This is a genomic window from Oleiphilus sp. HI0067 (assembly GCF_001635735.1).
In genome coordinates, this window is record NZ_LWFI01000955.1 from 1 (window position 1) to 15,722 (window position 15,722).

Sequence of the window (15,722 nt, forward strand, 5' to 3'; positions counted from 1 at the left end):
CCTAGTGGCATCACCGCCACACAACCAATCTCTTCTAGCTCTTTAGCGATCAAAGGATCATCTGTTGTGTAGACCATGACCTTAAAGCCATCTTTGACCAAGGTCTTTGCCGCCGACAATGTTTCGACCACATTTGGGTAAAGCGTCTTCTGATCGCCAAGCACCTCAAGCTTCACTAGATCATGTCCATCAAGAAGCTCACGCGCTAATCTGCAAGTCCGTACGGCATCTTCCGCGTTATAGCAGCCAGCCGTATTGGGAAGGATCGTATATTTCTCAGGAGATATAACTTCTAATAGATTGGGTTCATCAGGATTCTGGCCGATATTCGTTCTTCGAACCGCTACCGTAACGATCTCTGCGCCACTTGCTTCGATTGCAATACGTGTTTCTTCAAGGTCTTTATACTTTCCTGTTCCTACCAACAAACGACTTCCGTAACGTTTGCCAGCAACCTCCAGAACACCCGTATCTATTTGATTCATTGTCACTGATTAACCCCCACCAATTGCTTGCACCACTTCAACGATGTCACCCGTACTTAACGTCGTGTGTTCATGTTCAGTTTTAGGCACAATTTCTTTATTCAACTCTATGGCGTAACGTTTTCCAACTAACGACATGGCTTTCGCGATATCTTGAAGTGTTGCGTTATCATCACATTGGAAAGCTTCACCATTCAGCATAATTTCCATTAAAGAATCACTCTCCGAGTTTCTTAGTCTTCATCCGATACATTGCATAAGCCGCAACAAGCCAAGAAGCTATCAACAAAACGCCACCAACTGGCGTTACCATGCCCCAAGATCTTACTCCCGAAACAGCCAATACATATAAACTTCCGCTAAATAGACATACACCAGCGATCATTAATGCCGATGCTCTTTGCAGCGCTTTCCCAGCAAGCGAGTCAGACGTCTGCGTCAACAAAAGCGCCAACACCATAAGCCCAAGCGAATGATTAAACTGATACTCAACACCAGTTTGAAACACTTCTAACATGCGTTCACTTAATCTGGACTTTAAAGCATGTGCGGCAAACGCACCTAAAGCTACAGACAAACCTGCTGACAGAAAGCTAATCGCTAGCAAAGTTGATGAAAGACGATTCATGTTTCGTTGTAATTCTTATCCGTATTTGGCTTACTTCAAGCCTCGACACTGACACGCTCAAACGTATCGATATTTAATGCAGTTAGACTGCCACCCCAGACACAGCCTGTATCAATCGCTTGAAACTGTCGGCTTCCAGTATGCCCCTCTAGCGCAGCCCAATGACCAAAAATTGTTACCCACTTATGCGTAACTGGGTATGCAAACCAAGGTTTAAAATCATGAGGTGTTTTATCGACACCTTCTTTTACTGAAAAATCTAAACGACCATTTTGATCAACAAAGCGCATGCGCGTTAAGTAGTTTGTAATCACCCTCAGTCGGGTTTGCCCTGTAAGAGTTCTATCCCAAACATCAGGGTCGTTGCCATACATTTCACTGAAGTAAGAGCTCAAGGCTTTCTTATCATTGCCAGCTAATATTTCATGCACTTCTTGGGCGTATTTTCTTGCTTTTTTTACTTTCCAAATATGCGGCAAGCCAGCATGACTCATGAAAAGCTTTTTATCGTCGTCTACTTGTACAAGGGGCTGTTTGCGCAACCATTCCATTAAATCGTCACAGTCATTAGCCTCAAATATCTCGCGCAAAGTATCTTTTCGCTTTAGTAAGTGCTCACTATAGTAACAAGCTAAAAGATGTAAGTCATGGTTCCCTAAAACAATTCTCGCTTCGAGGTCTCTCGCCAATCGCAAACAGGATAGGGAGTCAGGCCCTCTATTGACGAGATCCCCGGCCAGCCATAACTCATCGCGCGAAGGACTATACGCAAGCTTATCTAATAAAGCCTGAAACTGAATGTAGCAGCCTTGTAGATCCCCCATTGCATATCTAGTCATTACTCATAACTCAATGGGTCAATCGCATTATTAAGTTCAAAAGCTTCCAAACGTTCTTGGCATGCGCCACATTTTCCACACGCTTTCTCTTTGCCTTTGTAGCAAGTCCAAGTCTTGCCATAGTCCAAATCATATTTGAGGCCTTGCGCTAAAATCTCTCCTTTAGACGAGTTAAGAAACGGCGCAACAATCTCGACTGGCTCATAATTAGCAATACGCGCCACATCTGCCATTTTTTGGACAAACTCAGGACGACAATCAGGATAAATCGCATGATCACCACTATGCGCACCGTAGTAAACAAAACCGGCACCGATTGATACTGCATAACCGACAGCGAGAGAAATCATGATCATGTTCCGATTCGGCACCATGGTAGATTTCATACTCTCTTCTTCATAATGCCCGTCAGGAATTTCAATATCATCTGTGAGTGAAGATCCGAGTAATAATTGATGGATAGCCGTGATGTCGACGATTTTGTGAGGGATAGCTAACTCATCACACACCTTTTGCGCGTAATGCAGCTCTTTTGAATGTTTTTGCCCATAATTAAACGAAACCGCATAAACTTGTTTACCCGTCCTTACTGCGTCATGGAGAACGGTAAACGAATCCATTCCACCAGAATAAATCACGACAATTTTATCACTCATAGTTCACTCCTTATTGCTCGGTCTGCATTCTAGCTTGTGAATATTGTTCCGCAATCAAAACTTACTATACCGATGCGTTCACTTCGCAGTTTTCGAATATATCTTCTACGATCAATTGCGAGCATGTTAAACACTGGCTACCATAGCAAAAGTTTTTTAAGCGCAGCCCATTATGACAGCAGTTAATCCTATATTTATCGACTTTGAGGCCTCCAGCCTTGATCTTATTGCGAGCTACCCAATTGAAGTGGGCATTTGCATGCCTAACGGTGACACTCACTCATGGCTCATTAAGCCTCATGTACTTTGGAAGGATTGGTCTGGCAAAGCGGCTAAGATTCATGGGATCAGTCGAGATGAGCTCGAAAAAAACGGACAAGACTGCGATCAAGTAGCGCAAGAACTCAATGAGCTCTTAGGTGATCACTTTGTTTATTGTGACGCGTGGACCTTTGATAGCTTTTGGCTTCACCGCTTGTTTAAAGCTTCAGGGATCAAACACAGCTTTCAAATTGAATCTATTAGCGCCTTGCTTGATGCAGACCAAGTTTCGAAGTGGCAAGACGTCCATAACCAAGCCATCAATGACATGGATTTATTACGTCATCGCGCATCAAATGATGCACTGATCTTACACGAGACCTTCAAGCGTTTGATTCAGAGCTGATCTAGCGCACATTTCAATTCAAATATCACCCATCACACGCAGAATATGCGTGTATAAGATGGTACACTCGCGCAGTCTTTAAAATCTAAATGAAGTGCGTGAGTACCCTATATGCAACAAGTCTTTAAGCTGAGTGCAACACTCTGTTCAGCTTTATTGTTAAGCGCCTGTGATCCAGCGTTCCAAACTACTGCTCAAAAATGTGCCGAAGGGCAAGCTCTAGATATTGCTTTTCCAGTTCCTAGAGCAGACCGCTATAAAGTCGATGCCAATACTGACCCCAACGCATACCAACTCTATTTAAACACCGCAATCAATACGATGTTCGCCGATCCAATGGAAACATTAACTGCGGAAGAGAGCGATGCACTGACTGAAATAAAAAGACTCGTTAATGAATTTCTCAATTACGAAGACGATGGTTCAGTAGTCACGAGCGCAACCAACCAACTCGATTTCTTTGAGCAATTAGTACTTACCGAAGCGGCATTTGATAGCATTCGTCAGAGAGTGAAACAAGCCACGATTGATGATGATGACTTTTGTACATTCACGAACCGCAATATTCGTTTTATCGACAGTGACGATCCAGAACTCAAGGAAATTGGTTTTGGCGAAGTCACAATTGAATACAGTCCGTTTACGCAACTCGTGAGACAGTCTGTCATTTTCGACACCAGCGAAACCTTACTCGATGACATCCAGACACGTGACCGCGCGCAATACAGCGGATTCTTCCAAGTAAAAGGAAGCGACTACGATGCCGTCAACTACATCAAACCAGAAGTTCGACAAGCGATCGTCAACCACCCTGACGATGACAAAGAATTTGCTAGATTTTCATTTGATGAAGCGACCGATACAGAACTGAGTCAACTATTGATCGATTATCAGAATGACTACTGTGATACCGATCCAACGACCGTCGCTGACGAAAATAACGTGTCATCGACAACCTATGATGATTGTGCTGTAGGCATTCCAACACGAGTTCCATCCACTGTGCCTGAAGTGGCAGCAGAGTGTGGCGCGTCAGAAAATAATAAGTTCTCCGACTATAGTTTTGATCTAAACAGCACACACACGGGACTGCGTCGTTTGCGTGTTGAGGTAGATCTTAGAGACATGTTTAAAGGAGAGGTCCGCATTTACGGCTCTACCTATAACGAAGCGATCTATGCTTCCGATGGCACAACGGTTATTGAGAACCCAACGGATTGCGAGAAACAAGCTGTACTCGATGCTTTAGCTTTGATCGATCCAGATAAAACGGCGGCAGAAGGCGTGCGCTTAACATTTGTGCCTGACACCAATTACGACATCACCTACCAAACCGATGCTGACGGCCAACCGGTTCTTGATGAAAACGGTTTACAAATTATCGATAGCGAACCAACCCCACTATATACATATCAGGGCACGGCATCCGCCATCCCATAATCATCTAACGCAATGCTTCTTCTGGCCTCTGCTATAGTTAATCTAGCGAGGCCAAGGCTAACTAAGAGGAAGAATTCCGTGTCGACCCCATCCATTGCCCATACCATTAATGAATTCATGAGCTTTAGTGAGTTACTAGATGACGCTTACTGAGAAGCCTCATCGATCACAGACAAAGACTTCATTTACGATATACACAGCATGTTCTTGTTAGAGATTGGCGAACTTAATAAGCTCAGCATACAAGACCATCACTACCCCTATGAATTTATCACTGAAGGAATTCGTCGCATCGTGCCGAAGGTAGAGGAGCTAGAACAACGTTTAAGCAACTTAATTCCGAGAACAAAAACGCTCATAGATATGCGCGACATCCTGTCGAATATTTTGGTAATCCTGGAAGCTCAAAACGAGTTTTAGAGGAATCTTTGGTGGAGGACAGAGATGGCAATGAAACCCTCGGCCCTCCACACAAACCAAATTACATGGCGACCATCATTGGCCATGTATAGTGATCAACTAATAACGCAACAAACAACAGCATCAAATAAGTGATCGAGAATTTAAAAGTATTGATCGCATCATGCTTATGATGATTTCGAATCATGCGCACAGACCACTGAATAAAGCGCAAGCCAAGTAACACTGCAGAAACTAAATAAATCTCTCCGCACATACCCGTCAAGTACGGAAGAATAGTTACTAACAACAAGATCACGCTGTATAGCAAAATGTGCAACTTAGTGTATGACTCTCCATGCGTGACTGGGAGCATAGGTATGCCAACCTGTGCATATTCTTCTTTTCTATGAATCGCTAAGGCCCAAAAATGCGGGGGCGTCCACGCGAAGATAATGAGCACGAGCAATAAGGCATGAGGATCCAAATAACCTGTTGAAGCAGTCCAACCTAACAGAGGAGGCGCAGCGCCTGCCAAACCACCAATCACAATATTCTGGGGAGTAGCACGCTTGAGATACATCGTATAAATTAATGCATAGCCGATTAATGAAGCTAAGGTTAACCAGGCCGTCAGGGCATTCACCCAGACCATTAATACCAGCATCCCGATGCTGCCAATTAATGCCGCAAAGATAAGTGCAGATGCACTATCTACTTTCCCCTGCACGATCGGGCGTTTCTTGGTACGCGACATGTGCACGTCAATGCGTTGATCAACGACATGATTGATTGCCGCAGCGGATCCCGCCATCAACGCAATCCCTAGATTACCCAATATAAGAGCTTCCCACGATGGCAAGCTATATGTCGCTAGGAGCATACCCACGACGCTAGTTAGCAGCATGAGGGCAACCACTTTAGGTTTGCAGAGTTCTAGATAGTCTTTCCAAGAAGCACTCGCTGAACTCGTGCTTACTGACACTGTTGTTTTCATTACGTCCTCCCGCCTTATTATTTTTGTAGGCGATATATCTGATAATTGAGGTTCATCATGCTTAACAACAACAAAGCACCTACAGCATTATGCGCAACTGCAATAGCCAATGGAACCAATAAGATCACATTACTTAAACCTAAACCAAACTGCACGACGAGCACTGCAGACATCAGCAATAAGGCATTACGAATGGAAGATGCGTGATTCTGGCGCCAAAGCACAAACACCATCCATATCAAATACACTGACAAGACAATCGCCCCAACACGATGTGTAACCTGTATCGCGACACGACTCTCATTGTCCATCGTTCCTCCCAAATAATTGGGGCCGACTTCTTGCGTTAAATCAAAGCCTTTCCCGAAATCCATATCCGGCCAAAAACTACCCTGACATGTCGGTAGTTCATCCCCACACGCGAGCGCGGCGTAATTCGATGCGGTCCACGCACCTAAAAATATTTGTATAACGACCAGTATTAGCCCTATAAGTGCAGCTTTCTTCCCAACAGAAGTTCCTTTTTTCTTTAGCTCAGTATCCGAGTCACCGCGCTCACGCCTCGTTCTCAACACCAATAAAAAGAGCAGTGATAGGGTCGCAAACCCTCCTAATAAATGCGCACTTACAACTTGCGGCCATAACTTTAGTGTGACCGTCCACATACCAAACATGCCCTGGCAGATGACGAGCGCTAGCAAACCAAAAATATGCCCATATGGTAAAGCCTCTTCTTTCGCCGTTCCTGAAATTTTGGCGCGCACACTAATAGCGTACACAGACAAACATAGAAGGACGAACCCCAAGAGACTCGCAAAATAACGATGAATCATTTCAGGCCAGCCTTTATCGACCTCTACTGGCGCATCAGGAAAGCGCATTTCGGCGATCGCAATTTTTTCAGGCGTCTCTGGCACAGTAAGAAAACCATAACAACCCGGCCAGTCTGGGCAACCAAGACCTGCATCAACCAGACGAGTCCAAGCGCCCAGCATAACCACAACACTAGCTAAAAACGTCGCGCCAATAGCAACTCTATTAATGACTCTGCGGTACATCATCTCTCTCCCATTAACCAATGTTTGAGAGTTTCAATAACTTCTTCAAATCGTCTTTGAGATCGTAGCCACTATTAGTTGAGTCGTAGCGAAGAATGACATTACCCAGCGGATCACTCACCCATAAGTTCCACGTTTTGCTTGTGTCTGCCTGTTTATAGAGCTCAATTAGCGCTGACTCATCAACACTCTTCACTGACAACTGTGGATAATCTGCCGCGAGTAAGTCTTGCGTTTGCTCTGCTTGGGTGGATAACAACACTCGTGCCACACGCTCTTGTTCGCGCGCCATCAATATATTCACTTGTCTTGCGGTATGCGCAAGATCCTGACACTCCAAAGTGCACTCTCCCGAGCCTGTTTGTACGATCAACCACTTACCATCTGTTTCGGGATAAAACCCTTTGGCATTTTGTTGATATCCAAAGCTATTGAGATTTAAGGTCGGGGTTAATAATTGGCCTTTATTTGTTTTGCCTGTCGGAATAGCGACACTGCCAAAATACATGAGCATTGCGAGCATGACTGGCACTCCGGCCACACAAAAAATACCAATCAATTTAAGTTGGCTTTTTCTTCTAGTTTGTTCAAACGATACCGACGATTCACTCATTCTTATACTCCCTACTTCTTGTTGTTATGTTCTTGGTATTAATTTGTATGTCGCCCATAGTGCCAGTATCACTAAAGCAAACGACATCGCGAACCACTGAAACGCATAACCAGTGTGTTTATCGGGTGTTTGCGACTGGTAATTCCAATACAAATCTGGCGCATCTATTGTCGCGCCAATGTCGGACGCGAATGGGACTCGATGTAGTAGCCTAAATTCGGAATTCTCCACTAAATCAGCGGCACTCAGTTCTCGTATTTTTTCCATGTTCAGTGACTGAACACGCCATATACTTTTCTCTCCAAACTCGGCATCTTCATTCCAAACGGGCAACGATTTTTCTGTCCAGTAGAAATATCCTGTCAAAGACTGAGGAGTTACAATACTGCTAACTTTTGGCAGCTTGTCTCTATATTTTGGTGCCGCTATCCACCCCTGATTCACCAATAAAGATCCGCCCGAATCTAAAGCGAAAACACTGGCCAGTTCATACCCCACTTTTCCTTGATATTGGCGGTTATCAAGCAAAAAGTGTTGCCCAGTAAAATGGCCCTGAATCAATCTAGGTTCGAATAATTTGATAGGATCGTTAGAGGGATAAGTTCGCAGAGGAAGTTGAGATTGTAGTGTCAGTATCTCTGCTCTTTGCTGTTTTTGATCTGCACGATCTAATTGCCAATGTCCTAAAGACAGCATAAGCGGAAGAAACACCGCTACAAACAACCAAATAAATATAAGCGGTCGCTTAGCTTTAAACTGCTGCCCCTTGGTGGTCTCTGGGAGACTCTCCGCAATCGCCATTACCTTCACCACTACCTCAGATTTATAACAGCTTTGATTCCTAATCTGAGCGCGTTAAACTCAATGCACTCATACAATAAGAAGAAACCAAATGCTTAAAATTCTTATCGGACTCATATTGCTCGGCGCCATCATTAGCTTGTTCAGCGGTCTAGTCTTTTTGATTAAAGACGATGGCAAATCAAAACGTTTAGCCAACTCCTTAACTGTTCGAGTTGGGCTTGCTGTATTACTTGTTATTGTTGTTGCTATTGCTTTATGGACGGGTGAGCTTCAGCTCAACCCATCCCCTGTTTAAGTCTCTTGCTACAGAATATAAACCAAGAAAAATAAACCTAACCACACCACGTCGACGAAGTGCCAGTACCATGCTGTCGCTTCGAAGCCAAAGTGATTTGCTTTATCGAAGTGGCCTTTACGCACTCTGAAAAACATAATGATCAACATTAGAGTCCCAAGCGTTACGTGTGCACCGTGAAAACCCGTCAATAAGAAGAAGGTCGTGCCATAAATCCCAGAAGACAAGGTCAGATCGAGGTCATTATAGGCATGCACATATTCATAACCTTGGAAGTATAAGAACACGACGCCTAGGGCAATGGTCGCACCCAACCACAAGGTTAATTTGCCACGATCCCCATCTTTTAACGCATGATGCGCAATCGTGATCGTGACACTCGAAGCCACCAATAAAGCAGTATTAAGTAACGGAATTCCCCAAGGACTAATCAATGCGCTCGGCCCTGGATATAACTCGTTATTTGGGTTCACCATTAATGGCCAAGTCGCCTCAAACTCAGGCCATAACAACTCGCCTGTTGAGGTATTCGCGCCCTCTCCGCCGATCCATGGGACAGCCAATACTCGGATATAAAACAAAGCGCCAAAAAAGGCCGCAAAAAACATCACTTCTGAGAAGATAAACCAACTCATCCCCCAGCGGAAAGATCGATCCATTTGCTCACTGTAAAGACCTTGTTGACTCTCTTGGATGACGTGCCCAAACCAACCAAAAAGCATATAGGCCATGATCAATGCGCCTATCATAAAGGTTAGCCAAGACATACCGGTCGATTCACCAGCAGAGCTCGCGTTCATCACGCTGCCAGCACCAACGACCGTTAAGAAAAGTCCTACTGTTGCAACAATAGGCCAGCGACTCTGCGCTGGAACGTAATAGCTTGTTTCTGCACTCATTCTTAGACTCCTTATCTCATAAAGACGCGCTTAACCGCTCGCGGACGTCTGATAAATTTTTATAGTGCTGCTTGTGTTGTTGTTTCTTCTAATTCTTCTGGGTCGAGCGTCTCTGTTTGATCAAATAAGGTGTAAGACAAAGTCAATGTACCTAAATGATCGGGCAAGGCCTCGTCGACGACGAAACGTAAAGGCATCAAAACTTCTTCGCCTGCTTTGAGTAATTGTCGTGTAAAACAAAAACACTCGGTTTTATGAAAATAGTCTGTTCCCTCGGACGGGGACAAGCTCGGAACAGCTTGAGCAACCATTGGATTAGATGTTGGGTTTCTTGCATAGAAATCGACTTCTATGATTTCACCTGGATGCACCTCAACTTGATAATCCACGGGCTTAAACTCCCACGGCATACTCTCGTTGTTTTGAGTAATGAACTGCACACGCACCTGACGCGATTCGTCCCTCTCTTGAGCTTGAGCTTTCGCTTCCGAATAAGGACCAGACGTTTTTCCGTTCAATCCTGTAATGTCACAGAACACGTCATACAAAGGAACCAAGGCAAAACCAAAACCAAACATCGCGACAACCGCGAATACGGACTTCACTACTGTTCTTTTTGTATTTTGATTTTGCATATGAAGGCTCCCTAATGACTTACTTCACCTCAGGTGGAGTTGAGAAAGTGTGGTATGGCGCTGGTGACGGCACTGTCCACTCTAGCCCCTCAGCCCCTTCCCATACTTGATCCGTTGCAGGTTCACCACTGCGGATGGCTTTAATCACCAAATACAAGAACAGCAACTGCGTCGCCCCGAAAATAAATGCGCCAACAGAAGAGATACTATTAAAGTCAGCAAACTGAAGTGCATAATCGGGAATACGTCGAGGCATACCAGCGAGCCCAAGGAAGTGCATCGGGAAGAACGCCAAGTTCATACCAATAAACGACAACCAAAAATGTGCTTTAGCGAGTGGCTCGCTATACATACGCCCACACCATTTAGGAAGCCAATAGTAGACTGCGGCAAATATCCCAAAGATTGCCCCGGGAACTAACACATAATGGAAATGCGCGACCACAAAGTAAGTATCGTGGTACTGGAAGTCAGACGGCGCTATCGCCAACATCAATCCCGAAAAACCACCAATGGTAAACAGCACAACAAATGCGACTGAAAATAACATCGGCGCTTCAAAGGTGAGTGAACCTCGGAACATCGTCGTGATCCAGTTAAAGACCTTCACACCCGTCGGCACTGCGATCAACATCGTTGCATACATAAAGAACAGTTCACCCGCGAGAGGCATCCCCACAGTGAACATATGGTGAGCCCATACAACGAACGACAAAATCGCAATTGAAGCGACCGCATAAACCATGGAATGATAACCAAAAAGTGGCTTACGCGAAAATGTAGGAATAATCTGACTCACGACTCCGAACGCAGGGAGAATCATGATGTATACCTCAGGATGACCGAAGAACCAGAAAATATGCTGGAACAATACGGGGTCACCACCGCCAGCCGCATCAAAGAAGCTAGTTCCGAAGTGAACATCCATCAGCATCATTGTCACAACACCTGCCAAGACCGGCATGACAGCAATCAGCAAGAATGCGGTAATCAACCATGTCCATACAAACAATGGCATTTTCATTAAGGTCATACCTGGGGCGCGCATATTCAAAATGGTCGCAATCACGTTAATCGCCCCCATAATGGATGAGATACCCATCATATGAACGCCAAAAATAAAATATGTCACGGTATCTGGAGCATAAGTCGTCGATAAGGGCGCATAGAATGTCCAACCAAAGTTTGGCGCACCGCCCTCCATGAATAACGTGCTTAACAATAAGCCAAAAGCAAAAGGTAGAATCCAGAAGCTCCAGTTGTTCATGCGAGGCAGCGCCATATCAGGCGCACCAACCATCATTGGGATCATCCAGTTCGCCAAACCTACGAAAGCAGGCATAACGGCGCCGAACACCATGATCAGACCGTGCATCGTGGTCATCTGATTGAAAAACTCGGGTTCGACTAATTGCAAACCTGGTTGAAAGAGTTCTGCTCGGATAGTGAGTGCCATACAACCGCCCACAAGAAACATCGCAAAACTGAACCACAAGTACATCGAACCAATATCTTTATGGTTGGTAGTAAATAGCCAACGCGCAATACCTTTCGTTGGACCATGGTGCTCATGATCGTCATGAGACGGATTGTCGATTACAGCGCTCATAAGCCCTCCTATTTATTTTTATAGTCAACGATGTCTTTGGCAGAAACATTGTCGCCGGTGTCATTACCCCACGCATTGCGCTCGTAAGTAATAACTGCAGCAATATCAACCTCACTCAATTGCCCACCATAAGCTTGCATAGCCGAGCCAGCAACACCATCAACAACAACCTCAATATGCTTATCCAGCAGTTTTGTAGCGATCTCTGTTCCTACAAGGCTTGGGAACGCCGGAGGAATACCCTGCCCATTCGGTTGGTGACACGCTGCGCAGTTGGTCGCGTATACTTTTTCTCCGCGTTCCATCTGTTCTTCTAAGGTGAAGGTGAGTTTGGCAAGTTCTGCTGCCGCTTTTGCTTCTTCTTGTTTTTGTGCAAGCCAATCATCGTATTCGGATTGTTCGACTGCACGCACGACAACAGGCATAAAGCCGTGATCTTTACCGCAGAGCTCTGTACATTGACCGCGATATACTCCCGGCTCATTAATACGTGTCCAGCTCTCATTAATAAAACCAGGAATGGCATCTTTTTTAACCGCAAAATCAGGAATCCACCATGAGTGAATCACGTCATTTGCCGTAATTAAGAAGCGAATTTTTTTACCAACCGGCACAACGAGCTCGTTATCTACTTCTAATAGATAATTTTCGTTTTTCTCTTGTGCGTTATAGATTTCTTCTTTGGGTGTGGACATGTTGCTGAAGAAATCGACCCCTGAGCCCAAATACTCGTAACGCCATTTCCATTGGTAGCCAGTGATTTTGATATCCACATCAGCATCACTAGTGTCGTACATTTCAACAAGTGTTTTGGTCGCTGGAATTGCCATGACAACCAGAATAATTACAGGAACGATCGTCCAAATAATTTCTATCGTGGTATTTTCATGAAAATTCGAAGCTACCGCGCCTTTACTCTTACGGTGCTTAAAGATCGAATAGAACATCACCCCAAACACTACGACACCAATTGCCACACAAATCCAAAAAATGGTCATGTGCAAGTCATAGACTGAGTGACTAATGTCCGTCACTCCGCGAGGCATATTCAATCCATACTCTGCGCTTACATCCGCTGCATAAATTGCAGACAGCAGCAGACTCAGCGCCTTTACTAGGCGTGATCGCATACGGGTCTCCACAGATTATTATTTTTGTTCCTGTGAGGCTTCCTACTACTAACTACTTAACTACTTCAAAGAAGCTCAAGTAACAGTTGGATTTATTTTTATTGCCCTTTGAGTATAGCGAGCTGCATTTTGAAATCGCAACGCCTTTTAGGCCTTTTTTGTTCTTTTTTTGAGCTTTTTTTTCGAACAGTGCTTTGCGACACGAAAGTTTTGTTTACTTTTTGATCAAATCTTGAGGGTCGAGCAATTTTACAACGCTCACTTCTTCTTGTTCGGTAGGTTCTTCAAATTGATTAACGCGTGTTTTTAATTCATCCGGCGAAACATTTGCAACGAGTGCTTCTGTAAAACCACAAGCCACACACTCGCGAACCGTTTTGCCATTTTCTTGAAAAGATACGAGGCGGTCCATTTCTCCGCAACGCGGACAAACTGCACCCGCTATAAAACGTTTTGTCATGGTTTAAGCACCCATTTGTTTGAGCAAAGCTTCAGAGCTAGGCATTCTACCTCTAAACGACTCAAACATCTCGCCTACATCACGCGAACCACCACATTCTAGTATTTCGTTTCTAAAGCGCAGGCCAGTCTGCTGATTGAACACGCCCTCTTCCTCAAAGGCTGAGAAAGCATCCGCAGACAACAGCTCTGCCCACTTATAACTGTAATAACCCGCCGCATAACCGCCTGCGAAAATATGCGTAAACGCGTTAGCAAAACGTGCGAATGATGGAACAGGCACAACGGATATATCTGCTTGCGTGCGTTCTAGTAGCCCTTGTATATCGGTTTTATCCTTTTGATATTCATGATGTAAACAGAAATCAAACAAGCCAAATTCCAATTGACGAACAGTCTGCATTCCAGCCATAAAGCTCTTGGCTTTCATCATCTTTTCAATCAATGCGTCAGGCAAGCTCTCCTTGTCATCGACATGTGACGACAAAAACTCGAGCGCTTCGGGCTGCCAGCACCAGTTTTCCAGAAATTGACTCGGCAACTCAACAGCGTCCCAAGGCACACCAGCGATCCCAGAAATCTCAGGATAAGAAATCTTAGTCAAGCAATGGTGCATTGCATGACCGCATTCATGGAATAAGGTTACGACGTCGGAATGTGTCAGCAAACTTGGCTTTCCGTCACTCGGCGCAGCAAAATTACAGACCAAATACGCAACAGGTAATAAAGGCTCTTCTTTGTCGAACTCTGTCAATTTATGACATGTACCTACCCATGCGCCGCCACGTTTTCCATCACGCGAATACAAATCCATGTAGATATACGCCAAGGCTTGACCATTTTGCAAAACTTTAAAACAGCGCGCATCGGGGACTGGCGTACTTACCCCTTCTTGCTCTTCAAGCTCAACACCGAAAACGCGCTTTAGTACTTCAAACAAGCCACTTAAAACCGTTGGCAAAGGGAAATATTGGCGTAGTAATTCCTGATCGACATCAAATCGTTCCTTACGCAAGGTCTCCGTCACAAACGGTACATCCCATGCAGCTAGCTCAGCCAATCCGAATTTCTGTTTTGCATAAGCTGTCAGCTCAACAAACTCCTTCTCCGCAAGAGGCTTAGCTTTCTCATGAAGATCGTATAAAAAATCGAGGACCTGCTGCGGCGATTCAGCCATCTTCGTTTGCACCGATAAGTCTGCATACGAAGCCAAATCTAATAATTCAGATTTACGTAAACGTGCATCCATAATGTCACGCATTAGTTCTTCATTCGCGTGAGAGAGATCATGCGGCCCTTGATTTGAAGCTCTGGTAATAAACGCTTCATACAAAACTTTTCTGAGATCTCTATCCTCGCAATACTGCATCACGGGCAAATAAAGAGTGAGATCCAAACCCAAGAGGTAACCAGTTTCATAGCCCTTATCTCTAGCTCTTTCTTCTAAACGAGAAATGACTGATGAAGGCACACCTGCTAATCGCTCTGCATCAACGATATGTAATGACCACGCTTGCGATGAATCGAGTACATTTTCAGAAAAACGATTACTAAGGCCTACAAGTTTCTGATTAAGTGCTTTGAATTCAGCTTTGGCATCATCTTCTAATGCAACACCACTCAAGCGAAAGCTACGCAACTTATTTTCTAAGACTTTTTTCTGAGAGGCATTAAGACCACTTTGTTCTGAGACAGCAAGATAACGAGAGTACAATTCTTTGTTCTGGGCAACAGCGGAATAAAAAGCACTCAATTCCTCTGACAGCGTTTTATAAACCGCACGCAATTCTTCGCTATCGGCGACCGCTTTTAGATGCGAAGCGATCGACCAAACGTGATCAATCTTGCGACTCAAATCACTGAGCGGAGCGACCGTTTCATCCCAACTAGATTCTTGTTGAGCACATACTTTCTCAAGCAGATTATTGAATTGTGACATTAACGCTTCTAATGCGGGGCGGAAATCTGAAACGGAATACGTTTCAAAAGCTGGAAGCTGTTGTTCCTGCAAAAGGGCTGTAGACATTCAGGTCGGCCTAGAACAATATTGACGGAATGATGAGAAGAGCAATTGAAACATAATCGCAACAATCTTCTCTGTAACAATTC

18 protein-coding genes and 1 pseudogene are annotated in these 15,722 nt (G+C 44.6%); 4 read left to right on the forward strand and 15 right to left on the reverse strand.

The genetic code is table 11. From position 1 onward, the window contains the following. The 5 genes and pseudogenes from A3739_RS12000 to queC form a co-directional block, all read right to left on the reverse strand. Positions 1–485 (reverse strand): annotated as a pseudogene (locus A3739_RS12000) (thiazole synthase); the annotation flags it as partial. Between the two features lie 9 nt (positions 486–494). Beyond that, on the reverse strand, positions 495–695 hold the full coding sequence (gene thiS / locus A3739_RS12005; RefSeq protein WP_068479597.1) for a sulfur carrier protein ThiS: 201 nt from the start codon (positions 693–695) through the stop codon (positions 495–497). A 7-nt stretch (positions 696–702) separates the two neighbouring features. After that, on the reverse strand, positions 703–1,113 hold the full coding sequence (locus A3739_RS12010; protein WP_068479599.1) for a DUF423 domain-containing protein: 411 nt from the start codon (positions 1,111–1,113) through the stop codon (positions 703–705). A 35-nt stretch (positions 1,114–1,148) separates the two neighbouring features. After that, positions 1,149–1,952 carry a symmetrical bis(5'-nucleosyl)-tetraphosphatase gene (locus A3739_RS12015; RefSeq protein ID WP_068483370.1) on the reverse strand — a complete coding sequence of 268 codons (804 nt, stop codon included), beginning with the start codon at positions 1,950–1,952 and terminating at the stop codon, positions 1,149–1,151. Further along, entirely contained in the window at positions 1,952–2,608 is a 657-nt protein-coding gene (queC, locus tag A3739_RS12020) for a 7-cyano-7-deazaguanine synthase QueC (RefSeq protein ID WP_068483367.1), read from the reverse strand. Before queC ends, A3739_RS12015 begins: the two co-directional genes overlap by 1 nt. Before the next feature lie 172 nt (positions 2,609–2,780). On the opposite strand from queC, the gene A3739_RS12025 reads away from it, so the two are divergent. The 3 genes from A3739_RS12025 (at position 2,781) to A3739_RS30870 (ending at position 5,135) form a co-directional block, all read left to right on the forward strand. Next, entirely contained in the window at positions 2,781–3,275 is a 495-nt protein-coding gene (locus A3739_RS12025) for an exonuclease domain-containing protein (protein WP_197468887.1), read from the forward strand. A gap of 111 nt (positions 3,276–3,386) precedes the next feature. Next, positions 3,387–4,715, forward strand: coding sequence for a hypothetical protein (locus A3739_RS12030; protein WP_068483362.1), 1,329 nt, complete (start codon positions 3,387–3,389; stop codon positions 4,713–4,715). A 201-nt stretch (positions 4,716–4,916) separates the two neighbouring features. Continuing rightward, positions 4,917–5,135: a hypothetical protein gene (locus A3739_RS30870; RefSeq protein WP_231876576.1), complete on the forward strand. Its 219-nt coding sequence runs from the start codon at positions 4,917–4,919 to the stop codon at positions 5,133–5,135. Positions 5,136–5,196: 61 nt separating this feature from the next. Here A3739_RS30870 and cyoE read toward each other — a convergent pair whose 3' ends face one another. The 4 genes from cyoE to A3739_RS12055 are packed head-to-tail and all read right to left on the reverse strand — an operon-like array spanning position 5,197 to position 8,583. Further along, positions 5,197–6,111 carry a heme o synthase gene (gene cyoE / locus A3739_RS12040; protein ID WP_068483358.1) on the reverse strand — a complete coding sequence of 305 codons (915 nt, stop codon included), beginning with the start codon at positions 6,109–6,111 and terminating at the stop codon, positions 5,197–5,199. Positions 6,112–6,128: 17 nt separating this feature from the next. Further along, a complete protein-coding gene (locus A3739_RS12045; protein WP_156493078.1) occupies positions 6,129–7,172 on the reverse strand; it encodes a heme A synthase in 1,044 nt (347 codons plus the stop codon). A gap of 10 nt (positions 7,173–7,182) precedes the next feature. Continuing rightward, positions 7,183–7,782 (reverse strand): hypothetical protein, encoded by a 600-nt coding sequence (locus A3739_RS12050; protein WP_068483353.1) that lies wholly within the window; start codon positions 7,780–7,782, stop codon positions 7,183–7,185. Between the two features lie 24 nt (positions 7,783–7,806). Continuing rightward, entirely contained in the window at positions 7,807–8,583 is a 777-nt protein-coding gene (locus tag A3739_RS12055; RefSeq protein ID WP_156493079.1) for an SURF1 family protein, read from the reverse strand. A gap of 91 nt (positions 8,584–8,674) precedes the next feature. Here A3739_RS12055 and A3739_RS12060 point away from each other — a divergent pair, with 91 nt between their 5' ends. After that, positions 8,675–8,881, forward strand: coding sequence for a twin transmembrane helix small protein (locus tag A3739_RS12060; RefSeq protein ID WP_068483347.1), 207 nt, complete (start codon positions 8,675–8,677; stop codon positions 8,879–8,881). Between the two features lie 8 nt (positions 8,882–8,889). On the opposite strand, the gene A3739_RS12065 is transcribed toward A3739_RS12060, so the two are convergent. The 6 genes from A3739_RS12065 to A3739_RS12090 all read right to left on the reverse strand — a co-directional run bounded on the left by A3739_RS12065 (position 8,890) and on the right by A3739_RS12090 (position 15,639). Next, positions 8,890–9,780: a cytochrome c oxidase subunit 3 gene (locus A3739_RS12065; RefSeq protein WP_068483344.1), complete on the reverse strand. Its 891-nt coding sequence runs from the start codon at positions 9,778–9,780 to the stop codon at positions 8,890–8,892. A gap of 59 nt (positions 9,781–9,839) precedes the next feature. Next, positions 9,840–10,415: a cytochrome c oxidase assembly protein gene (locus tag A3739_RS12070; RefSeq protein WP_068483340.1), complete on the reverse strand. Its 576-nt coding sequence runs from the start codon at positions 10,413–10,415 to the stop codon at positions 9,840–9,842. Between the two features lie 19 nt (positions 10,416–10,434). After that, positions 10,435–12,024 (reverse strand): cytochrome c oxidase subunit I, encoded by a 1,590-nt coding sequence (gene ctaD / locus A3739_RS12075; protein WP_068483337.1) that lies wholly within the window; start codon positions 12,022–12,024, stop codon positions 10,435–10,437. Positions 12,025–12,032: 8 nt separating this feature from the next. Beyond that, positions 12,033–13,154, reverse strand: coding sequence for a cytochrome c oxidase subunit II (gene coxB, locus A3739_RS12080; RefSeq protein WP_068483416.1), 1,122 nt, complete (start codon positions 13,152–13,154; stop codon positions 12,033–12,035). A gap of 214 nt (positions 13,155–13,368) precedes the next feature. Then, a complete protein-coding gene (locus tag A3739_RS12085) occupies positions 13,369–13,614 on the reverse strand; it encodes a YheV family putative zinc ribbon protein (RefSeq protein ID WP_068475886.1) in 246 nt (81 codons plus the stop codon). Positions 13,615–13,617: 3 nt separating this feature from the next. Further along, positions 13,618–15,639: a M3 family metallopeptidase gene (locus A3739_RS12090; protein WP_068483334.1), complete on the reverse strand. Its 2,022-nt coding sequence runs from the start codon at positions 15,637–15,639 to the stop codon at positions 13,618–13,620. Between the last annotated feature and the right edge of the window lie 83 nt (positions 15,640–15,722).